This is a genomic window from Campylobacteraceae bacterium (assembly GCA_013215945.1).
Taxonomy (GTDB): domain Bacteria; phylum Campylobacterota; class Campylobacteria; order Campylobacterales; family Arcobacteraceae; genus NORP36.
The window spans coordinates 212,317-235,234 of sequence record JABSOM010000003.1 but is presented as its reverse complement, the minus strand read 5'-3'; the positions used below and the strand labels follow the sequence as shown (position 1 = coordinate 235,234).

Genomic DNA, 22,918 nt, shown 5'->3' with positions numbered 1-22,918 from the left:
TTTAGTGATTATAGGATTTATTATGGATTATAATACCTTGACAAAAAAAGAACTTATTACAATAATCAAAGAGATGAAAATACAATCCAATGACAATTCCCGAGATATTTTCATATCTAATATATCACATGATGTAAGAACCCTCTTAAATTCAATTTATGGTCATACACAAATTTTATCAAAAAATAAATTCTTAAATGATGAACAAGAAGAGCTTATTGATAAAATTTTAGATGCAAGCACACATATGATAGATTTAATCAATGAAATAATTAATATTAGTAAAAATGTAGGCTTAAAAAAGTTGAACATTAGTGACTTTGAATTAAATACACTTATTACTAATATATATTCTATCTTTGAATCTATTGCTCTTTCAAAAAATATTAAAATAGTACTTAATAATGAATTGCAGCCTGATTTTATTATAAAAAGTGACAAAAATAAACTCTTCTACATTCTTTTGAATATTGTTGGAAATGCAATAAAATTCACACACAAAGGTAGTGTGGTTTTTAATTGTAAAAAAAAGGATGATAACAGTATTTTATTTGAAGTTATTGACACAGGGGTAGGTATTGAAAAATCCATGCAAGAAAAAATCTTTGAGAATTACATCAGAACACAAGAAAGCAATGATTACGAAGGCAATGGTTTAGGACTAGCCATTGCAAATAAAAATATAATAGCCCTAGGAAGTGAATTAAAAATCGATTCCATGAAAAATGAAGGAAGTAAGTTTTCTTTTGTGATTAAATGTGAATCTTCTAAAGAAAATTTTCTTGCTTTCAATAAAGAGGTTTTTGAACTTAAAGAAATAAAATCGCTCAAAAAGAACAATGAACTTTTCATTTTAATAGGCAAAAGAATAGATAAAGAAAAATCAATTCTTGAATCTTATTTAAATTCTAAGAAAATAAAATATGAAATATTTAACAAAGAAGATGAACTTTTAAATTATTTACAAAATAAGTCTGTTGATATGATTTTTCTGGATACGAACCTTGGTAATAATAATTCAATTGATATTGTAAAACATATACAAAAAACAAATAAAAAATTACCTCTTATTGCGCTAACCGCATCTGTTATGAGTGAAGACTTAAAATTACTTAGCCAGTACTTTACAAATTATATAATAAAACCCTATAGTTTCAGTGATATTGAGCAGGCTTTGATTTTTTTTAGTGGTAAAGAATTCGAATTTGAGGATAAAATGAGTATAAGAGTTGCAAATGATTTTATAGTAATTGAGGATGAAGCGTTAAAACAAGACATCCTTAAGTATGCAAAACTAGGACAATATAAAAAGTTATCTCAGATTATGGAAAAAATAAATAATCAGAAATCTAAAAAAGTATTAAAAAAATACCTTAATAACTATAATTTTGAAGAAATAATAAATAAAATTGAAGCAGATGTATTATGAAAAAAACATTAAATAAAAAAATACTTATAATAGACGATGTTTCAGAAAATATCAATGTATTAAGACATATGCTTGATAAACATGGTTATGAATTATTCATGGCTAAAGATGGATTAAAAGGCATTGAAATCGCAAAAAACATCCAACCAGACTTAATACTACTGGATATTATGATGCCTATAATTGATGGTTATGAAACCTGCAAGAATTTAAAAAAAGACAAGAATTTAAAAGATATCCCTGTCATATTTTTATCAGCACTTACCAATATAGAAGACAAAGTTAAAGCTTTTGAAGTGGGAGGTATTGATTATATTCCAAAACCTTTTAATGAACAAGAAGTGATAATTAGGGTCAAAGCACATCTTCAAACAAGTATAATTATTTCTTCTTTGAATAATTTGCTTGAAAAATCTTTTCACGAAATATATACACCTTTAAGTGTCATTCAAACAGGAATTGAGATGCAAACATTAGAGTATGGGACCAGTGAGTATATGGATAGTATTAAAGCAGCAATGATCAATTTAAATGTGGTTTCTGACGATATTTATTATGCTATTAAAAAAGAAATCAGCCCTTTTGATCCCAGATGGTTAGAACTGGATTTATTTATAGAAAAACAGATTAAATATTTTAAACCTCTTGCAAAAACAAAATATATTACGTTTTCATTTGACAATGAAATTGAAAATCCAATGATTTATATAAATGATGTAGAATTAAAAAGGTTACTTTTAAATGTACTATCCAATGCTATTAAATATGCAAGTCCTAATACCACTATAAAAATAAAAGTAAAAAACAGAAATGATAAAATTGTTTTTTCAATTTCAAACCAAGGTAGAATTATCAAAAACAAAGATGAAATATTTAAAAATCTTTTTCAAGAAGACAGCAATCATTTTGGTTTAGGTATTGGATTGGATATCGTTGCGCAAGTATGCAAAAAAAATAAAATTGAAGTTAAAGTTAAGTCTGTCAATAATTTTACAAAATTTAGCTTCATTTATAAAGAAGAAAAATGAAAATTTTATTACTTGAAGACGACTTTTTATTAAAAAAACATATTGAAAAATATTTTACATTAAAAGGTCATGAAATAATTGGTTTTGATGATGGTTTACATATGTTAGACGATGTTAATCTTTATGACTTTGATTTTTTTATTTTTGATATTAACGTGCCAAATGTTGATGGTTTTGAAGTATTGGAATTTTTAAGAGACAAAAAGATTGATTTTCCTGTCATTATGATAAGTGCAATGGTGGATATCTCCAATATTAAAAAAGCCTATGCCCTTGGTTGCAGCGATTATCTAAAAAAACCATTTGAACTCGCGGAATTAGAGTTAAGAATGGATGCTATAATAAAAAATTTTCATTTTAAAGATTACATTGAATTTCAAAATGGATATAAATATGACTTAATTGAAAAGCAGTTATTCAAAGAGAAAAAAATGATTATTTTATCAAAAAAACAAAATGAAATTTTGTATTTATTGATTAAAAATATAGGCAGAGTTTTATCCTTTGATACTATTGCAGATTTTATTTATGAAGATGCTTTTAAAGACATGCATACTATTTCTAGTCATATAAGAGATATAAGAAAACATATCGATTTTGAATTAATTAAAAATGTCCGTGGTGTTGGATATATAATAAAAAAGTAGGTAAAAAGATGAAACAATTATTTACAATTTTGCTTGTTGATGATATAGAACAAAATTTAGACGCTTTATCTCTTATGATTTTAGATGAATTTGATGTTAAGATTGAAGTTTCTAAAAGTGCTCAAGACGCAATTGACAAACTTATGAAAAAAGATATCAATTTAATCCTTACAGATATTCAAATGCCAGATATTGATGGTTTTGAATTTGCAGAATATTTAAAAGGAATAGATAAAATACGAGATATACCAGTGATTTTTATTACAGGTATTTATGATAAAGATGAATATCAACAAAAAGGCTATGATTTAGGAGCCATTGAATATATAACCAAACCAATTAATAATGCATTATTCACTTCAAAATTAAGGGTTTATATCAAACTTTTTGAAGATAAAATTATGAGAGAAAACGAACTAAACCAAAAAAATGAAATAATTATCTATCAGTCTAAAATGGCGGCAATGGGAGAAATGATAAATGTGATATCTCATCAATTAAAACAACCCTTAAACATTCTCTCTCTTTATTGTCAGGATATAAAAAGTTCTTTTGATTTTAATGAAATAAATGAAGAGTTTGTAAAAGATTTTGATGAAAGCACCAAATTTCAAATTCAATTTTTAAGTAAAACTATTGATGATTTTAGAGATTATTTCAACCCAAATAAATTAAAAAAAGATTTTAGTATTGAAGTTTCTGTTAATAAAATATTAAATTTAATGAAAAAACAATTGGAGGAAAATGAAATAAAGATTCTAATGGATATTCAAGAAAAATATATTTATGGTACAGAATCAGAGTTTGAACAAGTCTTAATAAATCTTATTTCTAATGCAAAAGAAGCACTGGTTGAAAATAAAATAATAAAAAAAGAAATACAAATTAAAAGTTTTAAAAATGATGATTGTATTGAATTCTTTATTGAAGATAATGCAGGTGGAGTACCCCATAGTTTAAAGAATAAAATATTTAATCCTTATTTCACAACAAAAGACAAGGGCACAGGAGTGGGTCTTTATATGGCAAGACTTGTCATTGAAGCCAGTTTTGGCTCACACTTAAATGTAGAAAATGGAGATAAGGGTGCAAGGTTTATAATGAATTTTCAAAAAAATTAAAATACTCACACTTACATTAAAAACCAACTAAGAAAAGCCCAATTAAAGTACAGAGTGATTTTGAGGACAAAAGAATCTAAGAAACACTCGTTCTTTTAATTTATGATGTTCTTTCCTTCAATATTATATTTTTATGTTAAAATTTTCGTAAAGTTTTTCAGACATGGATTCAAAAACATCACTCCAAACTCTTGCTGTTTTTTGTCTAAAAAGAGTAGCACTTGGATACCATGGAGTACTTAAGCCTTTATTCCCCCATCTCCAATCTGGAATTTTTTTCAAAAGAATCCAAACAGGTTTATTTAAGGCTCCTGCTAAATGTGCAACAGAAGTATCAGGTGAAATAATAAGATCCATACTTTTCATTAAAGAAGCTGTTTGTGAGAAATCACTTAAGTGGGCACTTAAATCAATAATTTTATCTTCATAAGAAAGTTTTTTAATATCCGCTTTTTGGGATCCTACTTGTAAGGAGTATACATTTATATTCTTAGAATTAATAAAATCTTCTAGGTATTTTAAAGCAAATACTTTTCCTTCATAACTTTCACCTGTAAGCGAAGCACTCCAGCAAATACCTATATTTATTTTGCCTTTTTCTTTTTTGATCTTATATTTTTTATTTACTTTTGTTTGTAAATATGCTTTTGTTTTGGGCAGTTCATTTGTATTTTTCATTTCTAAAATATAAGGCAAACTCATTATTGGTAAATGCACATCAAAAGAAGGAGTTTTTTCACTTCTTGATACTAAAATATCAATTTCTTTTAGACATTTGAATAATTCTTTTAATTCATTTCTACATTTTACTGCTATTTTACATTTAAATTTTTTCTTTAAAGGCACTAAAAAACGAATAAACTGAAGGGAGTCCCCAAAACCTTGTTCACAATGAAGTAAAAGGGTTTTGCCTTCTATATTCATCTCTTTTTTTAGCATGGTTTTTGAAAAGATATCTTTATACTTAAGAAGATGAGAAAACATTCCTTCTTTTTTAAAGCGCCACTCATACTCTTCCCATCCCTTTTCAAACTCTCCTTGCGATAAATACATGCTTGCTAGATCAAAATGTGCATTAACAAAATTGGGATGTAACGATATAGCTTTTAAATACGCTGTTATGGCTTTTTTACTTAAGCCAAGGTATTTATAGGAAGTGCCCACATTACTGTAAGCATGAAAACCTTTAGGATTAAGTACAATAGATTTTTCATGAAGTTGTGAAGCTTTTTTGTAATTAAATGTTTTATTGTAAACATTTCCTAAATTTGTATACGCTCCGGCATGATGGGGCAGTAGTTTAATTGTTTTCTCTAAAGACGCTATTGCTTTGTCGTAGTCTTTTAATTTGTTAAAACACGCACCTATATTACTGTGTAATTCATGATAATTTTCATCAACAGCTAAAGCAATATTAAAAATATTTATTGCTTCTTTATATTTTTTTTCTTTGTATAAAATCACACCCATATTAGTAATAGCTTTTGAAAACTTAGGATTGATTTTAATAGCCATTTTATAAGCTTCTTTTGCTCGTTTATAGTCTTTTAATCCCTCGTATACAATTCCTAAATTATTATAATTCATTGCATTGTTCGGATTTAATTTAAGGGCTTGGATATAATAAGATAAAGCTTCTTTTAAATTTCCCAAACCCTTATTAATATGCCCTAGGTTATTAAGTGCTGCATAATTATTTTTTTCTATTTTTAATATATTTTCCAATAGTTTTTTTGATGTTTTGAAATCTTTTATTTTATATTTATGAATAGCTTCTTCTAATAAATTTTGAACAACTTTATTAGGGCTCATGTCCTTTTTCCTTTGCAGCTTACTTAAATGTAGTCACTTATAAAAATAACGTAATCTAATATCTAAATATATCGTTAATACAAAAACAGTCTTTACATTTATAATATCTAATTTTATTATTAGATATTATTTTTATTCAAAAATTTATATTTACTTTGATATGATATAGAGAGTAAGTAGTACGTTTTACTCTATATTTATAAGGATTTATTATGAAAACTGCTTCTTTAGATAAATTTTTTAATCAAGAATTTGATAAACAGCATTATTTTAAACAAAGTACAAAAGAAATTGTTAAACAACATATTGAGCACACTATTAATCTAAATGAAAGTAAAAACCTTTTAAATAAAGAAGAAAAAGAAGAGCTGCAATTAGATAACAATATTGAATTTACCAAAGAGCTTATTAATGTTTTTGAAAAAGAACAGATACTTGGATTAAATCCAAAGTCACTTTTATCAAATTTATTTCATAAAATCAGAACACTTGAATACAAAAAAACAAGCATTGATGAATTTAAAAAATCAGGAGTTTTGTATTTTAAACTAAAACACTCTTGTGATGAAAAAACCTGTAAAGGCTGTGAAAGCCTAAGCGAGCGTGTTTTTTCTATTGATGAAGATATTAATGAAATTTTGGAGCATACTTGTACTTCTGCTTATTGTAGATGTTTTTTACAAGAAATTACACAGGCACAAGAAGACATAGAAAATGCCTTAAAAAAGAAACAAGAAAATAAGGGGAAAATACCCTTTAAACTAATATTTCTGATTCTTGCACTTCTATCTTTGGCTATTTTCATGAATTCTTAAAGATAAAAGAATTAACTATAATAATTCTTAGTATTTAAAACTAATTAATTATTATACAAATTATCTTTTTAAATCTTAGATAAAATAGTTTATATAACTAATAAATAAGGAGTTTATTGTGAAACTGCATGGAATTACTTTAGATTTTGATGATATAAAAACGTGTGGATTATTACCAGATTTATGTTCTAACTGGGATCATCGTTCAGAAGAATTATCTGAAATTGATGCATTAGCAGAATATTGGGATACAAATATTAGTACAATATTAACACGAACAAATAAGATTATAATTGGAAATATGGGAAATAAATCTATTATTTACTCTGCTGATAAAGAGGCTATTTCAGTAATAAAAGATGTTTTTAAAGAACTTGAGATATCTACAATATCGTATCATGACATTGATCATTATGAACATTATATTACACATGATTATTTTAAGTATTGTTTTCTTCATTAAGAACGTATAAATTATTTTTATCTTAAAATTCATTAATAATGTTTTTAAAAATTATTATTCTTACAATAATTGAAATTTTAGTCCCTGTACGTATTATTTTTGTTTTTTTTCGATAAACTAATTACATTAATTATTACTATGGGCTAAGGAAATCTATCATGTTAAAAAACCTCACAATTAAATCTAAGATACTGTTTATCACCCTCTTTTCACTGGCATTTTTATCTGCCGTTTTGGGTTATGTTTCGGTTAATAAAGCCAAAGAATCTCTTATGAAAAAAAGTTATGATTCTTTACGATCTGCAAGAGATAATAAAGCCAAACAAGTAAAGAATTATTTTGAGCAAAGAATCAAAGACATCAATGTTTTAAGTAAAGGTTCTAATTCCGATGAATTATTATATGATTTGGGAAATCTTTTTGATGATTTGGATGTCGAAGAAGATGAAAAATTTGATGTCAGTATTATAAGTGTTAAAGAAGCAACAGATCCCCATGAAAACTTTTTTCAAAATTTTGTACAAGAGTATGGATACAACGATATCTATCTAATCAATGCAAGTACAGGCCATGTTTTATATAGCGCTTCTAAATTAAGTGATTATGGAAGTAATTTAAAATTTGGTGATTTAAAAAACAGCCCTCTTGCCTTGATTTGGAAAAAAACCCTAGAGAACAAAAAAGCCACTTTTATTGATATGCAAAAATACAGCGTTAATAACAATAAAGCGACCATGTTCCTAGGCGCTCCTCTTTTTCAAGATGAGGAAATAAAAGGAATTATTGTTTTTCAAATTTCAAATAAAGACATTAATGATATTATGCACTTCAGAAAAGGTTATGGAAAATCACAAGAAGATTATTTAGTAGGGCAAGACTTTTTAATGAGAAGTGACTCCTATTTAGATCCAAAAAACCACACGGTACAAGCATCTTTTTCAAACACTGCCTTAGGACAGGTTAAAACAGAAGCTTCACTAGCTGCGCTCAAAGGAAAAAACAATACAAAAATAATCCTTGATTACAATAATAACCTTGTTTTATCAGCCTATGATTCCATTAAAATATCCAAAGACATAAAATGGGCAATATTATCAGAAATTGATGAAATAGAAGTATTAGAAGTACCTCAAGCCTTAGGTATTGAAATTGTCCTTATTGCTTTTATTTTATTAGTATTGATTTCTATTATGATTTACGTACTTATTAATAAAATTATTATTAAACCCCTAAACTCTTTTCAAGAAGGTTTACTCAGTTTTTTTGCTTATTTAAATAAAGAAAAAAAAGAAGTAGAGCATTTAAATATTTTAAGTCATGATGAAATTGGAAAAATGTCCTTCGTTGTTAATGAAAATATCATAAAAACACAAAAAATAATTGAAGAAGATAACAAAGTCATTGATGAAACTATTTCTATTCTTAATGAATTTGAAAAAGGAGATTTATCGCAAAGAGTATCTAATACAACGTCTAATCCTTCTTTGCAAAAACTAAGTTCATTATTAAACCAAATGGGTTCAAATCTTGAAAATAATATAGAAAACATTCTTTTAGTTCTTAAACAATACAGTGAATTTAACTACCACCCAAAAGTAGAAACGAAGGGTATTACCAAACATATCTTAGAATTAGCCAATGGTATTAATTTTTTAGGAGAAGCAAGCATTCAAATGCTAATCGAAAACAAAACCAATGGCCTTACTTTAGATGAGAGTACGGATATTTTATTAGAAAATGTGGACCTACTAAATACAAATGCCAATACCTCTGCTGCTGCTTTAGAAGAAACAGCAGCAGCTGTTGAAGAAATAACTTCAAACATTGTACAAAATTCTCAAAGCATTGCAAAAATGGCTTCTTATGCCAAAGAATTAGAAAACTCCGCCAAAAAAGGAGAAAAACAAGCAGAAGAAACAAGTACTTCTATGAATCAACTTGATGCAGAAGTAAATGCTATTAATGATGCCATTTTAATTATTGATCAAATTGCTTTTCAAACCAATATCTTATCTTTAAATGCAGCAGTAGAAGCAGCAACAGCAGGGGAAGCAGGAAAAGGGTTTGCAGTAGTTGCTCAAGAAGTTAGAAATCTAGCAAATAGATCGGCTCAAGCAGCAGAAGAAATTAAAACACTTGTTGAAAATGCTAAAAACAAAGCAAAAGAAGGCAAAAACATTACTTCTAATATGATAAAAGGTTATGAAGGACTTCAACACAATATTGTAAAAACCATTGAACTTATTAAAGATGTAGAAAATTCAAGTGCAGAACAAAAAACGGGTATTGAACAAATAAATGATGCCATTAATGCTTTAGATCAAAAAACACAAGAAAATGCAGAAATATCAAACAGAACCTATGATGTTGCCAAACAAACAGATACTATTGCTAAAGTAGTTGTAAGCGATGCTAATAAAAAAGAGTTCCCAGGAAAAGATGACGTAAAAGCAAAAAACATGGAAGAAGTACAAGCTTTATCTTCAAAAAATATTGTAAAAACGACAGATACTATTCTTGTGAAAACAAAATCAAGTGTAAAAAAAGAAAGCATTCAAGATAATAATGAAACATGGGAAAGTTTTTAAAATTAATTCCTTAACACTTAACAAACAATTGCATTATATAATATTTAATAATATCAACTGATATTGTAAAACAACAAAAGAAATAAATAATAATATTTATTTCTTTTAAAATTGTTTTATGTATAATAACGTAAAAGGACTATTATGAAAAAATTTGCAAAACTTATATTGCTTTTTTTATTTTTGAATCTTGCTTTAGAAGCAAAAAGTTTAAGAATAAATCAAGAAGAATTAAATAAGAATCTTGATAACTATAAAATTTTAGATACAAGAAGTCAACGATATTATTTAAAAGGCCATATTAAAAATGCCCTTAACTTCCCAATAAACTTGACATATGAACATCAAGAGCTAAATGGAAAAGTAGTTGCACCTAATAAAATGCAAACAATAATCAGAAACTTAGGTCTAAATATAAATGATGAAATCATTATTTATGATAATGGTACCTATTTTGATGCTGCAAGATTATTCTGGACACTTGAAGTTTATGGATTTTCAAATGTAAAACTTTTAAATGCAGGTTATGAACAGTGGCTTAATACAAAAAATCCCATTCAAACAAATATACGAGATATAAAAAAAAGTGACTATATTGTAAGAATCAATAATCAACGTTTAGCTACAAAATTTACAACACAAATTGCTACAAAAAACCCCAATGTTGAAATCGTTGATGCACGTATTTATGATGCATATCTTGGAAAAAAATCTGCGGCAAAAAGATTTGGTCATATAAAATCAGCTTCACATATTGCGGCAACACACAATATAAATTATTCTAATAATTATCAAGTACTTAAAAATAAAAAACAACTAAGAGAAACCTATAAAAGTCTTAATAAAAATAAAAAAGTAGTTGTATATTGTGACATTGGAAGAGTTGCTGCTATGAACTATTTTGCGCTTAGAGAATTAGGTTATGATGTATCTAATTATGATGCTTCTTGGAAAGAGTGGGGAAATGATGATTCTTTGCCTATAACTAATTTGTCAAAATAACGATTATGTGGGCTAAATTTTCACTAAAAATTCAACTTATTTTAATAATGACCTTTTTGGTTATTGTTATTGAAGCTAGTACTTTATTCATAGTTGAGCGTTTGTACAAACAAGACAGAGAACATCTGGCAATAGATCAAGCAAAAACCCTTGTTAAATCCTTGAACAATGATTTATTAAAAGTAATAATAGCTTCTAATGCCGATCAATTCTCAGATATAAATTATCGTTTAACAGGCTTTGAAAATCTTGATGGTTTGGTTGTTTATGACAATGATTCAAAAGAGCTTTATCAATATGAACAAACAGAAGCCATTTTTATGTACCACGATCAACTGGTAAAAAATAAAATATTTTTCACTCAAGACAATTTATATATAAAACAAGATATTTCTGCTGATAATTATTCTTTTGGGCATACTATATTAAATATGAATCTGAAACAATACCAAGAAAGGCAAAAAAGAGATTTGTTTATTATCTTTTTGATTTTTCCTTTTGCATTGATTTTAAGTTTTTTCATATCTTTATATTTAAGTAAGAGTTATACTAAACCTTTTGCACTTTTAAGTCATTCTATTTCTTCATATGATCCTACAAAAGAAGAAATCACTCCTCTAAAAACACAGGCGAAAAATGAAATAAAAGAATTATTCGATGGTTTTAATACCATGATGAAACAAATTTTTACCTCTTCTCAACAACTAATTTACCAAGCCAGTCATGATGAATTAACGGGAACTTTTAATCGTTTTTATTTTGAAAAAGAGCTGAAAAAAATGTTAAGAAGCGATAGTAATCTCCAATATTGTATGTTAAATATTAATATTGATAACTTCAAATTAATCAATGAAACACTGGGGTATCATGCAGGAGATAAACTCTTAAAAATGATTGCTCATTCTTATGCGCAAACCCTAAAAGATGATTCTGTTTTTGCAAGAGTGGATGGAGATCATTTTGTTGTTTTATTAAGTATTAAAACAAAAGATGAATTAAATGAACTCATTGAAAAAAGTGTTCAACTCTTAAGTGATTATCGTTTTGTATGGGAACAAAAAGCCAACAGTGTTAGTTCTAGTATTGGGGTGGTTTGTTTTAAAGCCAATGAATACACACTCAAAGAATTAACAAAAATCGGAAACAGTTCTTTATATACAGCAAAAACTCTTGGAAAAAACACAGCCTATATTTATGAAAAAAATGATGAAATCACTAAACGTTTTGATGCTGAAGTACAAACAGCTTCTAATATTAAAGAAGCTCTAGCAGGAGAAGAAGGTTCAAGATTTGAGCTCTTTGCTCAAGCTATTGTTCCTTTACAAGAAAAAAGTGAAAAGTATTCTTATGAGATATTAATTAGAATGTGGGATAAAGAAGGAAATTTTATTCCACCTGATAGTTTTTTACCTACCGCCAATAGATATCAATTAATGTGTGATATTGATATGTATGTATTATGGACTTATTTAGAAAAAGTAAGTAAAGATAAAAAACATTTAAAAAACTTGCACTCTGTACATATTAACTTAGATGGTGCTTCTTTAAACAACCCTACTTTCCAGAAAAAAATAAAAGAAGCCATTGAGTATTTTGATTTTCCTTGGGAAAAATTGGAATTAGAAGTAACAGAGACCTCAGCTATTGGAAATTTCTCTTTAGCCAATGAATTTATATCTTGGTTAAAAAGTGTTGGCATTGGTTTGGCATTGGATGATTTTGGTACAGGAATGGCCTCTTTTGAATATTTGAAAAGTCTTCCTTTTGATATTATAAAAATAGATGGTTCTTTTATTAAAGATATGCACAATGATCCTATGGATAAAGCAGTTATAAAATACATACATGAAATTGCTACTTTGAAAAAACAAGAAACAGTTGCTGAATATGTAGAAACACAAGAAGATGTAGATGAACTTACAAAAATAGGAATCACCTATGGGCAAGGTTATTTCCTAGGAAAACCAAAACCCTTAAAAGAGTGGTTATAAATCAAAAAGAGAAGAAATCTTTTCTTCTTTGATTTCTTCTTTTTTATCTACTTCATCTAAACAAGAAACTTCGTTAAAAGAAACTTTATTTATTTCTTTTCTTACTTCTTGCATCTTAATATTCGAGCTTTCATATATTCTAAACATTTTATTTAATTCTTGAATATCACTGGAATTTAACCATGTTTGAAAATCTTGTTTTTCTAATACAACTGGCATTCTATGATGTATTTTAGCTAGTTTGGTATTGGCATCACAGGTAATTAAAGCAAGTGTTACTATTTTCATATTTAAATCTTTATCAAACCATTCATCCCAAATACCAGCAAGTGCTAAATACTCATTCTTAGAAGATGAAACATAAAAAGGTATTTTTTCTTTATTTTCTTTTTGCCATTCATAAAACCCATTAATAGGAATAATACAACGTCTGCTTTTAAAAGCTTCACGAAAGGTTTTTTTTTCAAAAATACTTTCACTCCTTGCATTTATATTCATAGAAGTCCTATCCTTAGCCCAAGAAGGTAAAAAACCAAAATGTCCGTATAAATAGTTGCCATTGTTTAAAAGGGCGGGAAGAGCAAGAGTAGGAGCTATATTGTAAGAAGGAGTAAGCTTTTGTACCATATCTAATTGTATTAGATTTTTACAGTCTTCTTTAAAGGGTCTATCATCATATATAACTAAACGGCCAGGCATATTTCTCTTTTTAAAGAATTTTAGCATAATTTCAAAATATACAAATAAGAGAAAGAAGTACAGCTATAAAAGTCACCTATTAATGTTCTTTTTTTACCAAATTAATTATAGTGATAACTTTTAAGCTTATTTTAAAAGAACTTTTAATATTATTTCACAAATTAAAAGGAAACAAAATGATAAAAAAAATAGCGATTACAAGTTTATTAAGTCTAGCTCTTAGTACAAGTCTTTTTTCACAAGAGTTGTATGTAAAATTAGGTTTAGGAACATCTAGTGTAGATTCAAATGTAAAGGGTGTTAATTTTTCAGGGGAATCAATACTAACTCTTGCAATAGGAACTAAAATACAAGAATTTGATATTGAACTTGAATACACATATGAAAAGAATAAGTGGAGAAATGTTGATACTAATGTGAATGGCACTGGCAAAACTAATAATTTAATGATTAATGGCTTTTATAATCTCAACTTAGATTCTGATTTTACTCCTTATGCTGGATTAGGACTAGGTAGTGCTAAGTTTGATAGCGGAGAAAATGATGAGACATATTTTGTATATCAAGCAATGCTTGGAGTAAATTATGCTTTAACTAAAGAGTTTGATTTAGGTCTAGAGTACAGATACAAAGATACAAACTCAGACAATGATTTAAGTTCAAACAATATTTTATTTGTAACAAAATATAAATTCTAAAATAAGATTGTTAAACAATCTTATTTTAAACGCTTCTCTTTTTTGAGGCGTTTTTTAATATCTTTTTGTCTCAATGGTGCAAAATCTTCTTTCACTTTTTTTCTAGCAGCCAATTTTTTTCTAATAAAATATACTATTACTGCTGATATCATCAAAGAAATAAAAAACTCTAACTCAAACATACACATCCTTTTTTTATATTATTGCAATCATAACAGAAACATATATAAATAAAATTATATAAGAATACTCGGATTAACATTCATAAATTATGCTTTCATTAATTTGGCTCTTATATCTTACACCCCAATCGTTTATTTCTATGTAACACATGTTGCAGACAAAAATAAAAAAAATCTCTATAATTAAATCGTAAAAAGCTTAACAAAAAAAGAACAATTGTTTTTACATATAAATCCAGGTGAAATAAGAATTTTTAGAAAATGATTATTTTAAACATTAACTTAAAAAAGGAAAAACAATGAACACGTCAAAAACATTTTTAGAGATTACATTAAAAATAAATGAAACAAACAGAAAAGCAGCAGTAGGAGTTTATACAAAATATAAAGCACCCTTTTTAACGGAAGTAAAAGGTGCAAAATCAAAAGACTTATTAATAAGAAATGAAGATGTACAAGTATTACATGGCTTTGATTCAGTAAATAACGCACAAGCATATTTAGAAAGTAAAATTTTTTCTAATGATGTAGTCAATGAATTAACACCACTATTAGAAGAAAGCCCAGAAATAAGAATATACTCTGTGTTTTAGAGGCTAAAAACCTTTCTTTTGAAGGGTTTTTCTAAAGAACGAGTAACAAAGGTAAATTATGAACAACAATTATAAAAAAAGAGTCTCAATTAATTCAAATACATTAAAATGGGAAGAATTAAAGAATAAAAATGTCTGTAAAAAGATTTTGTCAAAAGAGGGGATAAAAGAAACTGCCCTTATTAAAATAAATAAAAATTCTGTAAAAAATGATGATTCATCTCTAATAAACAGTGTTGAAATATTTGTACTTGAAGGCACGTATATTAATGAATTTGGCTCATTTGAAAAAGGTACTTATCTAAGACTACCCAAAGAAAGAGAGAAATTTGTTTCAAGTGAAAGTTCTTGTTTATTATTTCGCAAAAAAAATTATTTTAGTGATGATGAGCAATGTATTGTTAATACAAATACTTCTTTTTGGTCAAAAGGACATGGAAACTTGGAAGTAATGGGATTAGGGGATAATGCAGCTTTGGTTAAATGGCCCAAGAATGAGCGTTTTGTTTCACACAGTCATTGGGGTGGAGAAGAAATATTTGTATTAAGTGGTATATTTATAGATGAACATGGTTCTTATGAAAAAGGAAACTGGACACGTAGTCCTCACCTAAGTAAACATTTTCCTTATGTGGAAGAAGAAACAATTATTTTTGTAAAAACAGGACATTTAGTATAAGAAAAATGAAATTAGTTTCATTTACATTCAGCATATATCTCTGTATACTATTAAATAAATAAAAGCGAGTTAAGATATGGAAGCATTTGATTTTTTTAGGGATTTAGATAAAAAAGACGTTGATAAGATAAAAGCTAGCTCAAAATATGTCGAAGTAAAAAAAGGTACCATACTGTTTTATGAAGATGATATATGTAAAGATACTTTATATTTAATAGAAGGTAGTGTCAAACTTTCAATTAGTACTTCTACTAATGAATCCATACCTTTATATGATTTTTGTCAAGGAGAACAGTGCATTGTGAATATTGCAAGCACCCTGTCAGAAACAAAAGCAGTTGCAACGGCTGAAGCAAGTAGCGATATTAAAGGTTGGATGATTCCCAAAGAAACAATACAGTACCTTATGATTAACTCAATGAAGTATCAAAAATTTATTTTTTCTATGTTTACCCTTCGATTTGCAGCGCTTACCACCTTAGTAGAAGATATAAAATTTAAAAGACTTGATAGCCGCATACTGGATTTTTTACGCTCACATAAAAGTAATACTATTACCATTACCCATGAACAAATAGCCAATCATTTAGGCACATCAAGAGTAGTAATAAGCAGAGTATTAAAAGACTTAAAAAATAAACAATTCATAGAACTACAAAGAGGTAAAATACTGCTTTTAAAATAAGTGGCATTAACTATTAATTCTAGTTTTAAATTCTAGTTTTGTAAAAACCTTTGTAAAGCTGTGAATTTTATTCTAGTTCAAGGCAGCATTTATTTTTGCTTGCGAGCATACTGTAGTATGTGAGTAAGCAAAAATAAATTCTAACGCAGAAATAGGATAAAAGGCGCAACTTTACAAAGGTTTTTTGGGTTTTTTTGGTAGAATGCGCTATGACTTTAGAAGAAAAACTCAAACAACTTCCAACCTCTGCTGGTGTATACCAATACTTTGATAAAAATGGAAGACTTCTTTATATAGGAAAAGCGAAAGTTTTAAAAAACAGAGTAAAATCTTATTTTAAATTTAGCCCTGTTTTAGCTCCTGCTGAAAAATTAGGTCCTAGAATTTTCAAAATGATTAGCGAAGTAGTTTCATTAGAGTGGATTATTGCACCCAATGAGAATGATGCTTTAATACTTGAAAACTCTTTAATTAAACAACTTAAACCCAAATACAATATTTTATTACGCGATGATAAAACCTACCCTTATATTTATATTGATTATAATGAAGATTTTCCTCGTTTGGAAATCACACGAAAAGTATATAAAGGCAAAAATATTAAATATTTTGGACCTTATTCAATTGGGGCTCGAGATATGTTGGCTTCTATTTATGATTTGGTTCCATTGGTGCAAAAAAAAGCCTGTGTAAAAGGCAAAAAAGCCTGTTTATTTTATCAAATAAAAAAATGCCATGCCCCATGCGAAGGAAAAATAACAAAAGAAGAGTATTCCTCTCTTATAAAAACAGCGCTGGAATATGTATATAACAAAAAAAAACTGATAGTAGAACTAAAACTTAAAATGGAAAAGTTTTCAGAAGAATTTAGATTTGAAGATGCTCTTAAAATGAGAGATAGAATAAAAACCATCAAAAAATCTGAAATTAAATCAGGAATGGATTTAGCTACAAGAGAGAATATTGACTTATTTGCTATTAAAGCAGGACCAAAAAAAGCAGTGGTAGTACGTTTATTTATACGAGAAGGAAAACTAACCTCTTCTTCTTATGATTTTATTAAACTCAATTTTTTAGAAGACAACTCTTCTTTGGATTTAAATGAAGCCTATAGCAGAGCTATTGTAAATTATTATGACAATGAAATACCGATTTTACCAAAAGAGATACTAGTAGCCATTGATTTAGATGAAAAAGAGTATTTAGAAGAATTCTTATATTCTAAATTTAATAAAAAAATAGCTATTATTTCTCCTAAAAAAGATAAAAAATATGCTTTAATGACCATTGCTTTAAACAATTGTAGTGAATTATTACGCTTGGAAGCTACTAAAAGCTCAGAAGATATTTATCTTAAATTAGAAGATTTATTTTCTTTAGAAACGACACCTAATAGAATAGAAACTTTTGACAATTCTCATATGATGGGACAAGCTACAGTTGGTGCTATGGTTGTATGGCAAGAAGGCTGGATTAAAAGTGATTACAGACACTATAATCTGGAAGCAAAAGATGAGTATGGACAAATGAGAGAAGTACTCTTAAGAAGAATTGAATCTTTTGAAAAAAATCAAGCTCCTGATTTATGGATTTTAGATGGGGGATCTACTTTATTAAAACTGGCACATGATTTAATAGCTTCACATGGGGTTAATCTTGAAGCCATAGCTATTTCAAAAGAAAAAATTGATGCAAAGTCACACAGAGCCAAAGGAAGTGCACATGATATTCTTCATTTTAGAAAAAATGAGAAATATATTGAACTGAAACTAAAACCAAGTGACCAACGCTTACAATTTGTTCAACGACTAAGAGACGAATCTCACCGATTTGTTATTTCCTTTCATAAAAAACAAAAAAGAACAGAAGATAAACAAATATCCTTGTTGCAAATCAAAGGAATAGGAGAAGGAAAAGTAAAAAAACTGCTTTCCTATTTTGGAACCTTTGAAGAAATTAAAACAGCAAACTCATTAAAATTGCAAGAGGTTTTAAATAAAAAAGACAGTGATTTAGTATTTAATCACTTTAAATAAGAGAATAATGCTATTCTCTTATTTTCATAGTCATAAAACAGTATTTTATTAACAAAAGGTTTCTTATGTCAAAAATTGTATTAATCAAAGAAAATTATTTTGCAAATTTGCAAATTCTTAGCAATCACCTGGGTTCAAAAGACAAAATTGCAGTAGTTTATAAAGATAATGCTTATGGACATGGTTTATTAGAAATGGCTACCTTAGCAAAAGAGTTCGGTATAACGAAAGCTGTAGTACAATTTTTCAATGAAGCCAAAGTAATAGAATCCCTTTTTGAAGAAATCTTAATTCTTGCTGATACTAATATCCCTACTTATTCACATGCTTTTCACATCACAATCAATGATTTATCTGACATCAATACACTTCCTAAAAACACGAAGGTTCACCTTAAAGTTGACACAGGAATGCACAGAAATGGAATACAGGAAAAGGACATAGAGGTAGCTATTTTAGGTATCTGCAGAAGAAATCTTGTACTTACAGGTGTTTACACTCATCACCGTAGTGCAGACAAATTATCCAGTGATTTTTACTGGCAACGCCGTAATTTCGCAAGAGTTAAAAAAACTGTTTTCACATTATGTGAAAAACTTTCTTTAGCTATTCCTAAGTTTCATTCTGCTAACTCAAGCGCTACTTTTAGAAGTAAAAATTATGAAGATGATTTTGCCAGAATTGGTATTGCTCAATATGGTTACTTAGAAAGCAACAGTGTTTTTAACGTACCCAAGTTAAAACCCGTATTAGAACTCTGGGCAAAAAAGATTTCAACAAGATTATTGAAAAAAGGACAACGTATTGGTTATTCTTCTACTTTCGAAGCTCCTTGCGATATGATGGTATCCAATTATGATATTGGATATGGCGATGGATTTTTTAGATATAACTCTAATAAAGCATATAAGACAGCTCAAGGCTATAATTTGTTAGGTAATGTCTCAATGGATAATATATCATTAGCGTGCGGAGAGAATGAAGTATGTTTGTTTAATGATGTAAGAGAGCTTGCTAAAATTAATAATACCATCTCATATGAAATACTTACATCATTAAAACCTTCTATTAAAAAAGAAATCAGGTGAAACTACTATTTTCTTTTTTATTTATTATTTCTTTTTTGCAAGCAAACATAATAAATAAAAAAGATTTTGATTATTATAAAAAACGCTTAGAAATAAAAGATGTTGAAGCCTATTATGAATTAGGAAAAACATATTATTTAGGAAATGTTGTTCCTAAAAACTATAAAAAAGCCTATTTATACTTAAAAAAAGCTGCCATTTTGGAGCATAAAAAAGCAAAATATAATCTTGGAGTCATTTACTTAAATAAAAATACAAAATATTATAATCCAAAACGTGCCTTTGAAATATTTGATGCTCTTGCAAAAGAAGGACAAGCAGCTGCTTTAAATATGATGGGAAATTTATATACGTATGGAAGAACAGTAAAAAAAGACTATAAAAAAGCCGTTAAATATTATGAAGCTTCATCAAAAAAGAAGTATGAAAAAGCCAATTGTAATCTTGCATATATGTATGCAAATGGAAAAGGTGTTTCTCTCAACTTTGGAAGAGCCCATATTTTTGCAAAAGTGGGTAAAGAGAGGGGTTTATTTATATGCAAAAAAGTTTGGAAAAACTTCTCTTTAGATAAATACCCAAGAGATGATGGTTGGAAGTTTAATTTTTACACCCAACCACATCGCTAATTTTTAGAAGAAGGTTAAAAACTTTCCCATTCTTCATCTTGTTTTTGTTCAATAAAAGCAGTATTATTACCCGCATAGTTTTTCAATTCTTTTTGCATACTATTTGTATTATTTCTACTAACATTTTTTGTTTCAAGTTCTTTTAGCTCAGGTGCAAAAGTAATTTTCGGGCTTGTATTTGAAGGAATTGTATTTTCCAATACAATTTTCTCTTTTCCTATAAATTCTTTTTCATTGGTACTTTGCACAATTTCTTTAGATATATTTGAGGTCCCCATTGCAATATCATAGGTTTCATTTGCTGCACTTGCGATTTGTTGTGTTTGCTGATCTTGTTTGTTAACCGCATCATTAATTTGTTCTATGCCTGCTTTTTGTTCATTAGATGAAACTTCAACTGTTTTGATCAACTCAATGGTTTTAATAATATTCTCATTTAATAATGAATATCCTTCAATCATAGAAGAAGATACTTCTTTTCCTTCGCTGGCTTTGTTATTTGCATTTTGAACCAACGCTTTGATTTCATTGGCAGCTTCAGCTGAGCGTGAGGCAAGGTTTCTTACTTCTTGAGCTACAACTGCAAACCCTTTTCCTGCTTCCCCTGCTGTTGCTGCTTCTACTGCTGCATTTAATGATAAAATATTGGTTTGAAAAGCGATTTGATCAATAACACTAATGGCTTCACTAATAGAAGAAACTTGATTGTTAATTTCATCCATCGCTATCATAGTTTTATTGGCTAATTCTTGACCTTGTTTTGTAGATTGCGTTAAAGAAGTAGCATATTCGCTCATTTTTGCTATTGAATCTGAATTGCTTACAATTGTGGAGGTTATTTCTTCTAAAGCAGCAGCAGTTTCTTCAAGAGAACTGGCAGCTGCCGTTGAATTTTGATTTAAAATATCAACATTGTTTAATAAAGAATCAGAAGAACTGTTTAAAGATAAACCAATTTTTTTATTATAAATTAACATTTCTGTCACCGAGTTTCCTAAAGTATTCACCCCAAGTCCTAGTTTTTCTAAATGTTCTTTCGTTCCTTTTGTATCAACTTTATTCATATAATTATAAGAAGAGTATTCAGCCAAAACATTAAGTACATTGTTTATATTATTTTCAAAATTACTTGCCATTTTATTTAAGAGTTTTGTTAATTCATTTAAAGAAGGATTTGAACTTCTTAGACTAATTCTTTGAGACAAATCCCCCTCTCCTAAATCTTGAAGTACTGTAATGGTTTGATCCATCACATATTTCTCTTCTTCTAAGTCTTTTTGTACTTTTTTAATGTTTTTATTAATAACAATTGACATTTTTCCTATTTCACTGCTTTTATCTTCATGTAAAAGTGATATCTTGGAATCTGTTTTATTTAAATATCTAAAAAAGCTCAATAAACCTAAAGAAAATTCATCTAAAGATTTTGCAATTGATTTAATAAACATACCTGCCATTATTACCACAAAAAGAAAAAAGAAAATGCTTGAAAATAAAATAAGATAAAAAGAAGAATCAGCCAGAGCTTTTTCTTTTTTTATACCCTTAAGTAAAGCGCTAGCTAAATAATCGTCCATCTTTTTTAAAGCATTAATTTTTACAGATATGGTCTCAAACCAGTATAAAGATTTCACTGAAAATAAAGAAGTTCCCAGTGTTTTTAATGCTTGATTAATACTGTCATTATTAGTATAACTATTGTTTGTTTGTTTCATATTCGTAAGAAGATAGGTATCAATTTTATCAATCAAAAAAAGTTCTTCTTGTTTTGTATTTTTAAGTGTTTTGTATTTTTGCACTAAGTTTTTAAAAGCAATATAATTTTTTTTAGCTTGATTTTTAAAAGTTTCATCTTTGCTAATATGGTAAGCATTCATATTATCTACAATACCATTGATAGCAAGTAAATCTTTCATTTTCGATACTAATAAATGTTTTTCCCCTGCTTGCAATAAAACACTTCTAATACTTTCAACTTCTTTTATTTTTTCCGTATTTACGAGTGAATGGTATTTTTCTTTCGTTTTTTCATTTGCATATTGTAAAAAGTTATTCATAAAGGCTTTTTGAGCAGAAATAAGATTTGTAAATTTCATTTTTAAAGCATTTGTAAAAGCATCTTTATTTAAAGCACTTGAACCAACAGCCCTTTCAATACCTGCTCTTTCTTTACTTAATAAAAAGTTGGAATAAGCAGATAATTGTTGAGACAATGCTGAAGAATCGGATATTTTAGATACTTCTATCACGATATTTAATAGTTTTGTATTGATATTTGTATAATAAAACAACGCTTGTCCTAAACTTAATTTAAAAGAAGCTACTTGTTCTCTAATAGAAGGCATTCTATTAATATCAAGTAAAACATCATCTAATAAATTTTTTGTATTTTGAGAAATTAATACCATATCATTCGTATTAATGAAATCATGGTATATTTTTAATTTTTCATTACTTTGTGTAATTTGTTGTTTAAGTTTATTTGAGAAACTAAGCCCCTTGCTCGATAAATATCCAGCAGTATTTCCTCTTTCTTTTTGTGTTTCATGAATTAACGCTGAAATTCTAATGGATAATTCAATACCAGTATTTAAGCGTTTAAGTTTCTCAACCTTAGTATAATCCCCCATAATAGATTTGTAAGCTAACAATATTAAAAAGATACTGGGTATTATTGCCAATAATTGTACCTTTGCTTTTATTGAAATATTTTTAAACATTTTATCTCCTTTT

Annotated in this window: 20 protein-coding genes; 16 read left to right on the top strand and 4 right to left on the bottom strand. The window is 27.7% G+C overall.

Annotated features, from left to right (window positions below; translation table 11 throughout):
- The first annotated feature begins 22 nt into the window (after window positions 1-22).
- Genes HRT41_04775 through HRT41_04760 form a run of 4 tightly spaced genes read left to right on the top strand, consistent with a single transcriptional unit; the run spans window position 23 to window position 4,225 of the window.
- Window positions 23-1,429 carry a response regulator gene (locus tag HRT41_04775; GenBank protein ID NQY23323.1) on the top strand — a complete coding sequence of 469 codons (1,407 nt, stop codon included), beginning with the start codon at window positions 23-25 and terminating at the stop codon, window positions 1,427-1,429.
- Window positions 1,426-2,457, top strand: a complete 1,032-nt coding sequence (locus HRT41_04770; GenBank protein NQY23322.1) for a hybrid sensor histidine kinase/response regulator — start codon at window positions 1,426-1,428, stop codon at window positions 2,455-2,457. Before HRT41_04775 ends, HRT41_04770 begins: the two co-directional genes overlap by 4 nt.
- Complete coding sequence (locus tag HRT41_04765) at window positions 2,454-3,104, top strand: response regulator transcription factor (protein NQY23321.1); 651 nt, start codon at window positions 2,454-2,456, stop codon at window positions 3,102-3,104. Before HRT41_04770 ends, HRT41_04765 begins: the two co-directional genes overlap by 4 nt.
- Before the next feature lie 8 nt (window positions 3,105-3,112).
- Window positions 3,113-4,225, top strand: a complete 1,113-nt coding sequence (locus HRT41_04760; GenBank protein NQY23320.1) for a hybrid sensor histidine kinase/response regulator — start codon at window positions 3,113-3,115, stop codon at window positions 4,223-4,225.
- A gap of 123 nt (window positions 4,226-4,348) precedes the next feature.
- On the opposite strand, the gene HRT41_04755 is transcribed toward HRT41_04760, so the two are convergent.
- Entirely contained in the window at window positions 4,349-6,037 is a 1,689-nt protein-coding gene (locus tag HRT41_04755; GenBank protein NQY23319.1) for a tetratricopeptide repeat protein, read from the bottom strand.
- Between the two features lie 212 nt (window positions 6,038-6,249).
- Here HRT41_04755 and HRT41_04750 point away from each other — a divergent pair, with 212 nt between their 5' ends.
- From HRT41_04750 to HRT41_04730, 5 genes are all read left to right on the top strand, one after another.
- Window positions 6,250-6,852 (top strand): hypothetical protein, encoded by a 603-nt coding sequence (locus tag HRT41_04750; protein NQY23318.1) that lies wholly within the window; start codon window positions 6,250-6,252, stop codon window positions 6,850-6,852.
- A gap of 118 nt (window positions 6,853-6,970) precedes the next feature.
- Window positions 6,971-7,315 (top strand): hypothetical protein, encoded by a 345-nt coding sequence (locus HRT41_04745; GenBank protein ID NQY23317.1) that lies wholly within the window; start codon window positions 6,971-6,973, stop codon window positions 7,313-7,315.
- 698 nt (window positions 7,316-8,013) lie between these two features.
- Entirely contained in the window at window positions 8,014-9,903 is a 1,890-nt protein-coding gene (locus HRT41_04740; protein NQY23316.1) for a hypothetical protein, read from the top strand.
- Between the two features lie 144 nt (window positions 9,904-10,047).
- The gene (locus tag HRT41_04735; GenBank protein NQY23315.1) at window positions 10,048-10,905 is read left to right on the top strand and encodes a sulfurtransferase; all 858 of its coding nucleotides are present in this window, start codon (window positions 10,048-10,050) and stop codon (window positions 10,903-10,905) included.
- 5 nt (window positions 10,906-10,910) lie between these two features.
- Window positions 10,911-12,896, top strand: a complete 1,986-nt coding sequence (locus tag HRT41_04730) for an EAL domain-containing protein (protein NQY23314.1) — start codon at window positions 10,911-10,913, stop codon at window positions 12,894-12,896.
- Here the strand turns inward: HRT41_04730 and HRT41_04725 are convergent.
- A complete protein-coding gene (locus HRT41_04725; protein NQY23313.1) occupies window positions 12,891-13,595 on the bottom strand; it encodes an SOS response-associated peptidase in 705 nt (234 codons plus the stop codon). The genes HRT41_04730 and HRT41_04725 overlap by 6 nt on opposite strands.
- Before the next feature lie 176 nt (window positions 13,596-13,771).
- On the opposite strand from HRT41_04725, the gene HRT41_04720 reads away from it, so the two are divergent.
- The gene (locus HRT41_04720; protein NQY23312.1) at window positions 13,772-14,293 is read left to right on the top strand and encodes a porin family protein; all 522 of its coding nucleotides are present in this window, start codon (window positions 13,772-13,774) and stop codon (window positions 14,291-14,293) included.
- A gap of 20 nt (window positions 14,294-14,313) precedes the next feature.
- Here the strand turns inward: HRT41_04720 and HRT41_04715 are convergent, their stop codons facing one another.
- Window positions 14,314-14,475, bottom strand: coding sequence for a hypothetical protein (locus HRT41_04715; GenBank protein ID NQY23311.1), 162 nt, complete (start codon window positions 14,473-14,475; stop codon window positions 14,314-14,316).
- A gap of 299 nt (window positions 14,476-14,774) precedes the next feature.
- Between HRT41_04715 and HRT41_04710 the strand changes: the two genes are divergently transcribed.
- The 6 genes from HRT41_04710 to HRT41_04685 all read left to right on the top strand — a co-directional run bounded on the left by HRT41_04710 (window position 14,775) and on the right by HRT41_04685 (window position 20,185).
- On the top strand, window positions 14,775-15,068 hold the full coding sequence (locus tag HRT41_04710; GenBank protein ID NQY23310.1) for a hypothetical protein: 294 nt from the start codon (window positions 14,775-14,777) through the stop codon (window positions 15,066-15,068).
- 58 nt (window positions 15,069-15,126) lie between these two features.
- Window positions 15,127-15,747, top strand: a complete 621-nt coding sequence (locus tag HRT41_04705) for a cupin domain-containing protein (GenBank protein ID NQY23309.1) — start codon at window positions 15,127-15,129, stop codon at window positions 15,745-15,747.
- Between the two features lie 76 nt (window positions 15,748-15,823).
- Window positions 15,824-16,432 carry a Crp/Fnr family transcriptional regulator gene (locus HRT41_04700; protein ID NQY23308.1) on the top strand — a complete coding sequence of 203 codons (609 nt, stop codon included), beginning with the start codon at window positions 15,824-15,826 and terminating at the stop codon, window positions 16,430-16,432.
- A 209-nt stretch (window positions 16,433-16,641) separates the two neighbouring features.
- Entirely contained in the window at window positions 16,642-18,468 is a 1,827-nt protein-coding gene (gene uvrC, locus HRT41_04695) for an excinuclease ABC subunit UvrC (protein NQY23307.1), read from the top strand.
- Window positions 18,469-18,533: 65 nt separating this feature from the next.
- Entirely contained in the window at window positions 18,534-19,556 is a 1,023-nt protein-coding gene (locus tag HRT41_04690; GenBank protein ID NQY23306.1) for an alanine racemase, read from the top strand.
- Window positions 19,553-20,185, top strand: coding sequence for a sel1 repeat family protein (locus tag HRT41_04685; GenBank protein ID NQY23305.1), 633 nt, complete (start codon window positions 19,553-19,555; stop codon window positions 20,183-20,185). The genes HRT41_04690 and HRT41_04685 overlap by 4 nt, the downstream gene beginning before the upstream one ends.
- Window positions 20,186-20,199: 14 nt before the next feature.
- Here HRT41_04685 and HRT41_04680 read toward each other — a convergent pair whose 3' ends face one another.
- Window positions 20,200-22,905 carry a methyl-accepting chemotaxis protein gene (locus tag HRT41_04680; protein NQY23304.1) on the bottom strand — a complete coding sequence of 902 codons (2,706 nt, stop codon included), beginning with the start codon at window positions 22,903-22,905 and terminating at the stop codon, window positions 20,200-20,202.
- Window positions 22,906-22,918 lie beyond the last annotated feature (13 nt).

Excerpts from the sequence above, each read along its gene's own strand:
- HRT41_04775 (NQY23323.1), top strand. The coding sequence starts at position 23 with ATGGATTATAATACCTTGACAAAAAAAGAACTTATTACAATAATCAAA.
- HRT41_04770 (NQY23322.1), top strand. The coding sequence starts at position 1,426 with ATGAAAAAAACATTAAATAAAAAAATACTTATAATAGACGATGTTTCA.
- HRT41_04765 (NQY23321.1), top strand. The coding sequence starts at position 2,454 with ATGAAAATTTTATTACTTGAAGACGACTTTTTATTAAAAAAACATATT.
- HRT41_04760 (NQY23320.1), top strand. The coding sequence starts at position 3,113 with ATGAAACAATTATTTACAATTTTGCTTGTTGATGATATAGAACAAAAT.
- HRT41_04755 (NQY23319.1), bottom strand. The coding sequence starts at position 6,037 with ATGAGCCCTAATAAAGTTGTTCAAAATTTATTAGAAGAAGCTATTCAT.
- HRT41_04750 (NQY23318.1), top strand. The coding sequence starts at position 6,250 with ATGAAAACTGCTTCTTTAGATAAATTTTTTAATCAAGAATTTGATAAA.
- HRT41_04740 (NQY23316.1), top strand. The coding sequence starts at position 8,014 with ATGCAAAAATACAGCGTTAATAACAATAAAGCGACCATGTTCCTAGGC.
- HRT41_04735 (NQY23315.1), top strand. The coding sequence starts at position 10,048 with ATGAAAAAATTTGCAAAACTTATATTGCTTTTTTTATTTTTGAATCTT.
- HRT41_04730 (NQY23314.1), top strand. The coding sequence starts at position 10,911 with ATGTGGGCTAAATTTTCACTAAAAATTCAACTTATTTTAATAATGACC.
- HRT41_04725 (NQY23313.1), bottom strand. The coding sequence starts at position 13,595 with ATGCCTGGCCGTTTAGTTATATATGATGATAGACCCTTTAAAGAAGAC.
- HRT41_04720 (NQY23312.1), top strand. The coding sequence starts at position 13,772 with ATGATAAAAAAAATAGCGATTACAAGTTTATTAAGTCTAGCTCTTAGT.
- HRT41_04715 (NQY23311.1), bottom strand. The coding sequence starts at position 14,475 with ATGTTTGAGTTAGAGTTTTTTATTTCTTTGATGATATCAGCAGTAATA.
- HRT41_04710 (NQY23310.1), top strand. The coding sequence starts at position 14,775 with ATGAACACGTCAAAAACATTTTTAGAGATTACATTAAAAATAAATGAA.
- HRT41_04705 (NQY23309.1), top strand. The coding sequence starts at position 15,127 with ATGAACAACAATTATAAAAAAAGAGTCTCAATTAATTCAAATACATTA.
- HRT41_04700 (NQY23308.1), top strand. The coding sequence starts at position 15,824 with ATGGAAGCATTTGATTTTTTTAGGGATTTAGATAAAAAAGACGTTGAT.
- uvrC (NQY23307.1), top strand. The coding sequence starts at position 16,642 with ATGACTTTAGAAGAAAAACTCAAACAACTTCCAACCTCTGCTGGTGTA.
- HRT41_04690 (NQY23306.1), top strand. The coding sequence starts at position 18,534 with ATGTCAAAAATTGTATTAATCAAAGAAAATTATTTTGCAAATTTGCAA.
- HRT41_04680 (NQY23304.1), bottom strand. The coding sequence starts at position 22,905 with ATGTTTAAAAATATTTCAATAAAAGCAAAGGTACAATTATTGGCAATA.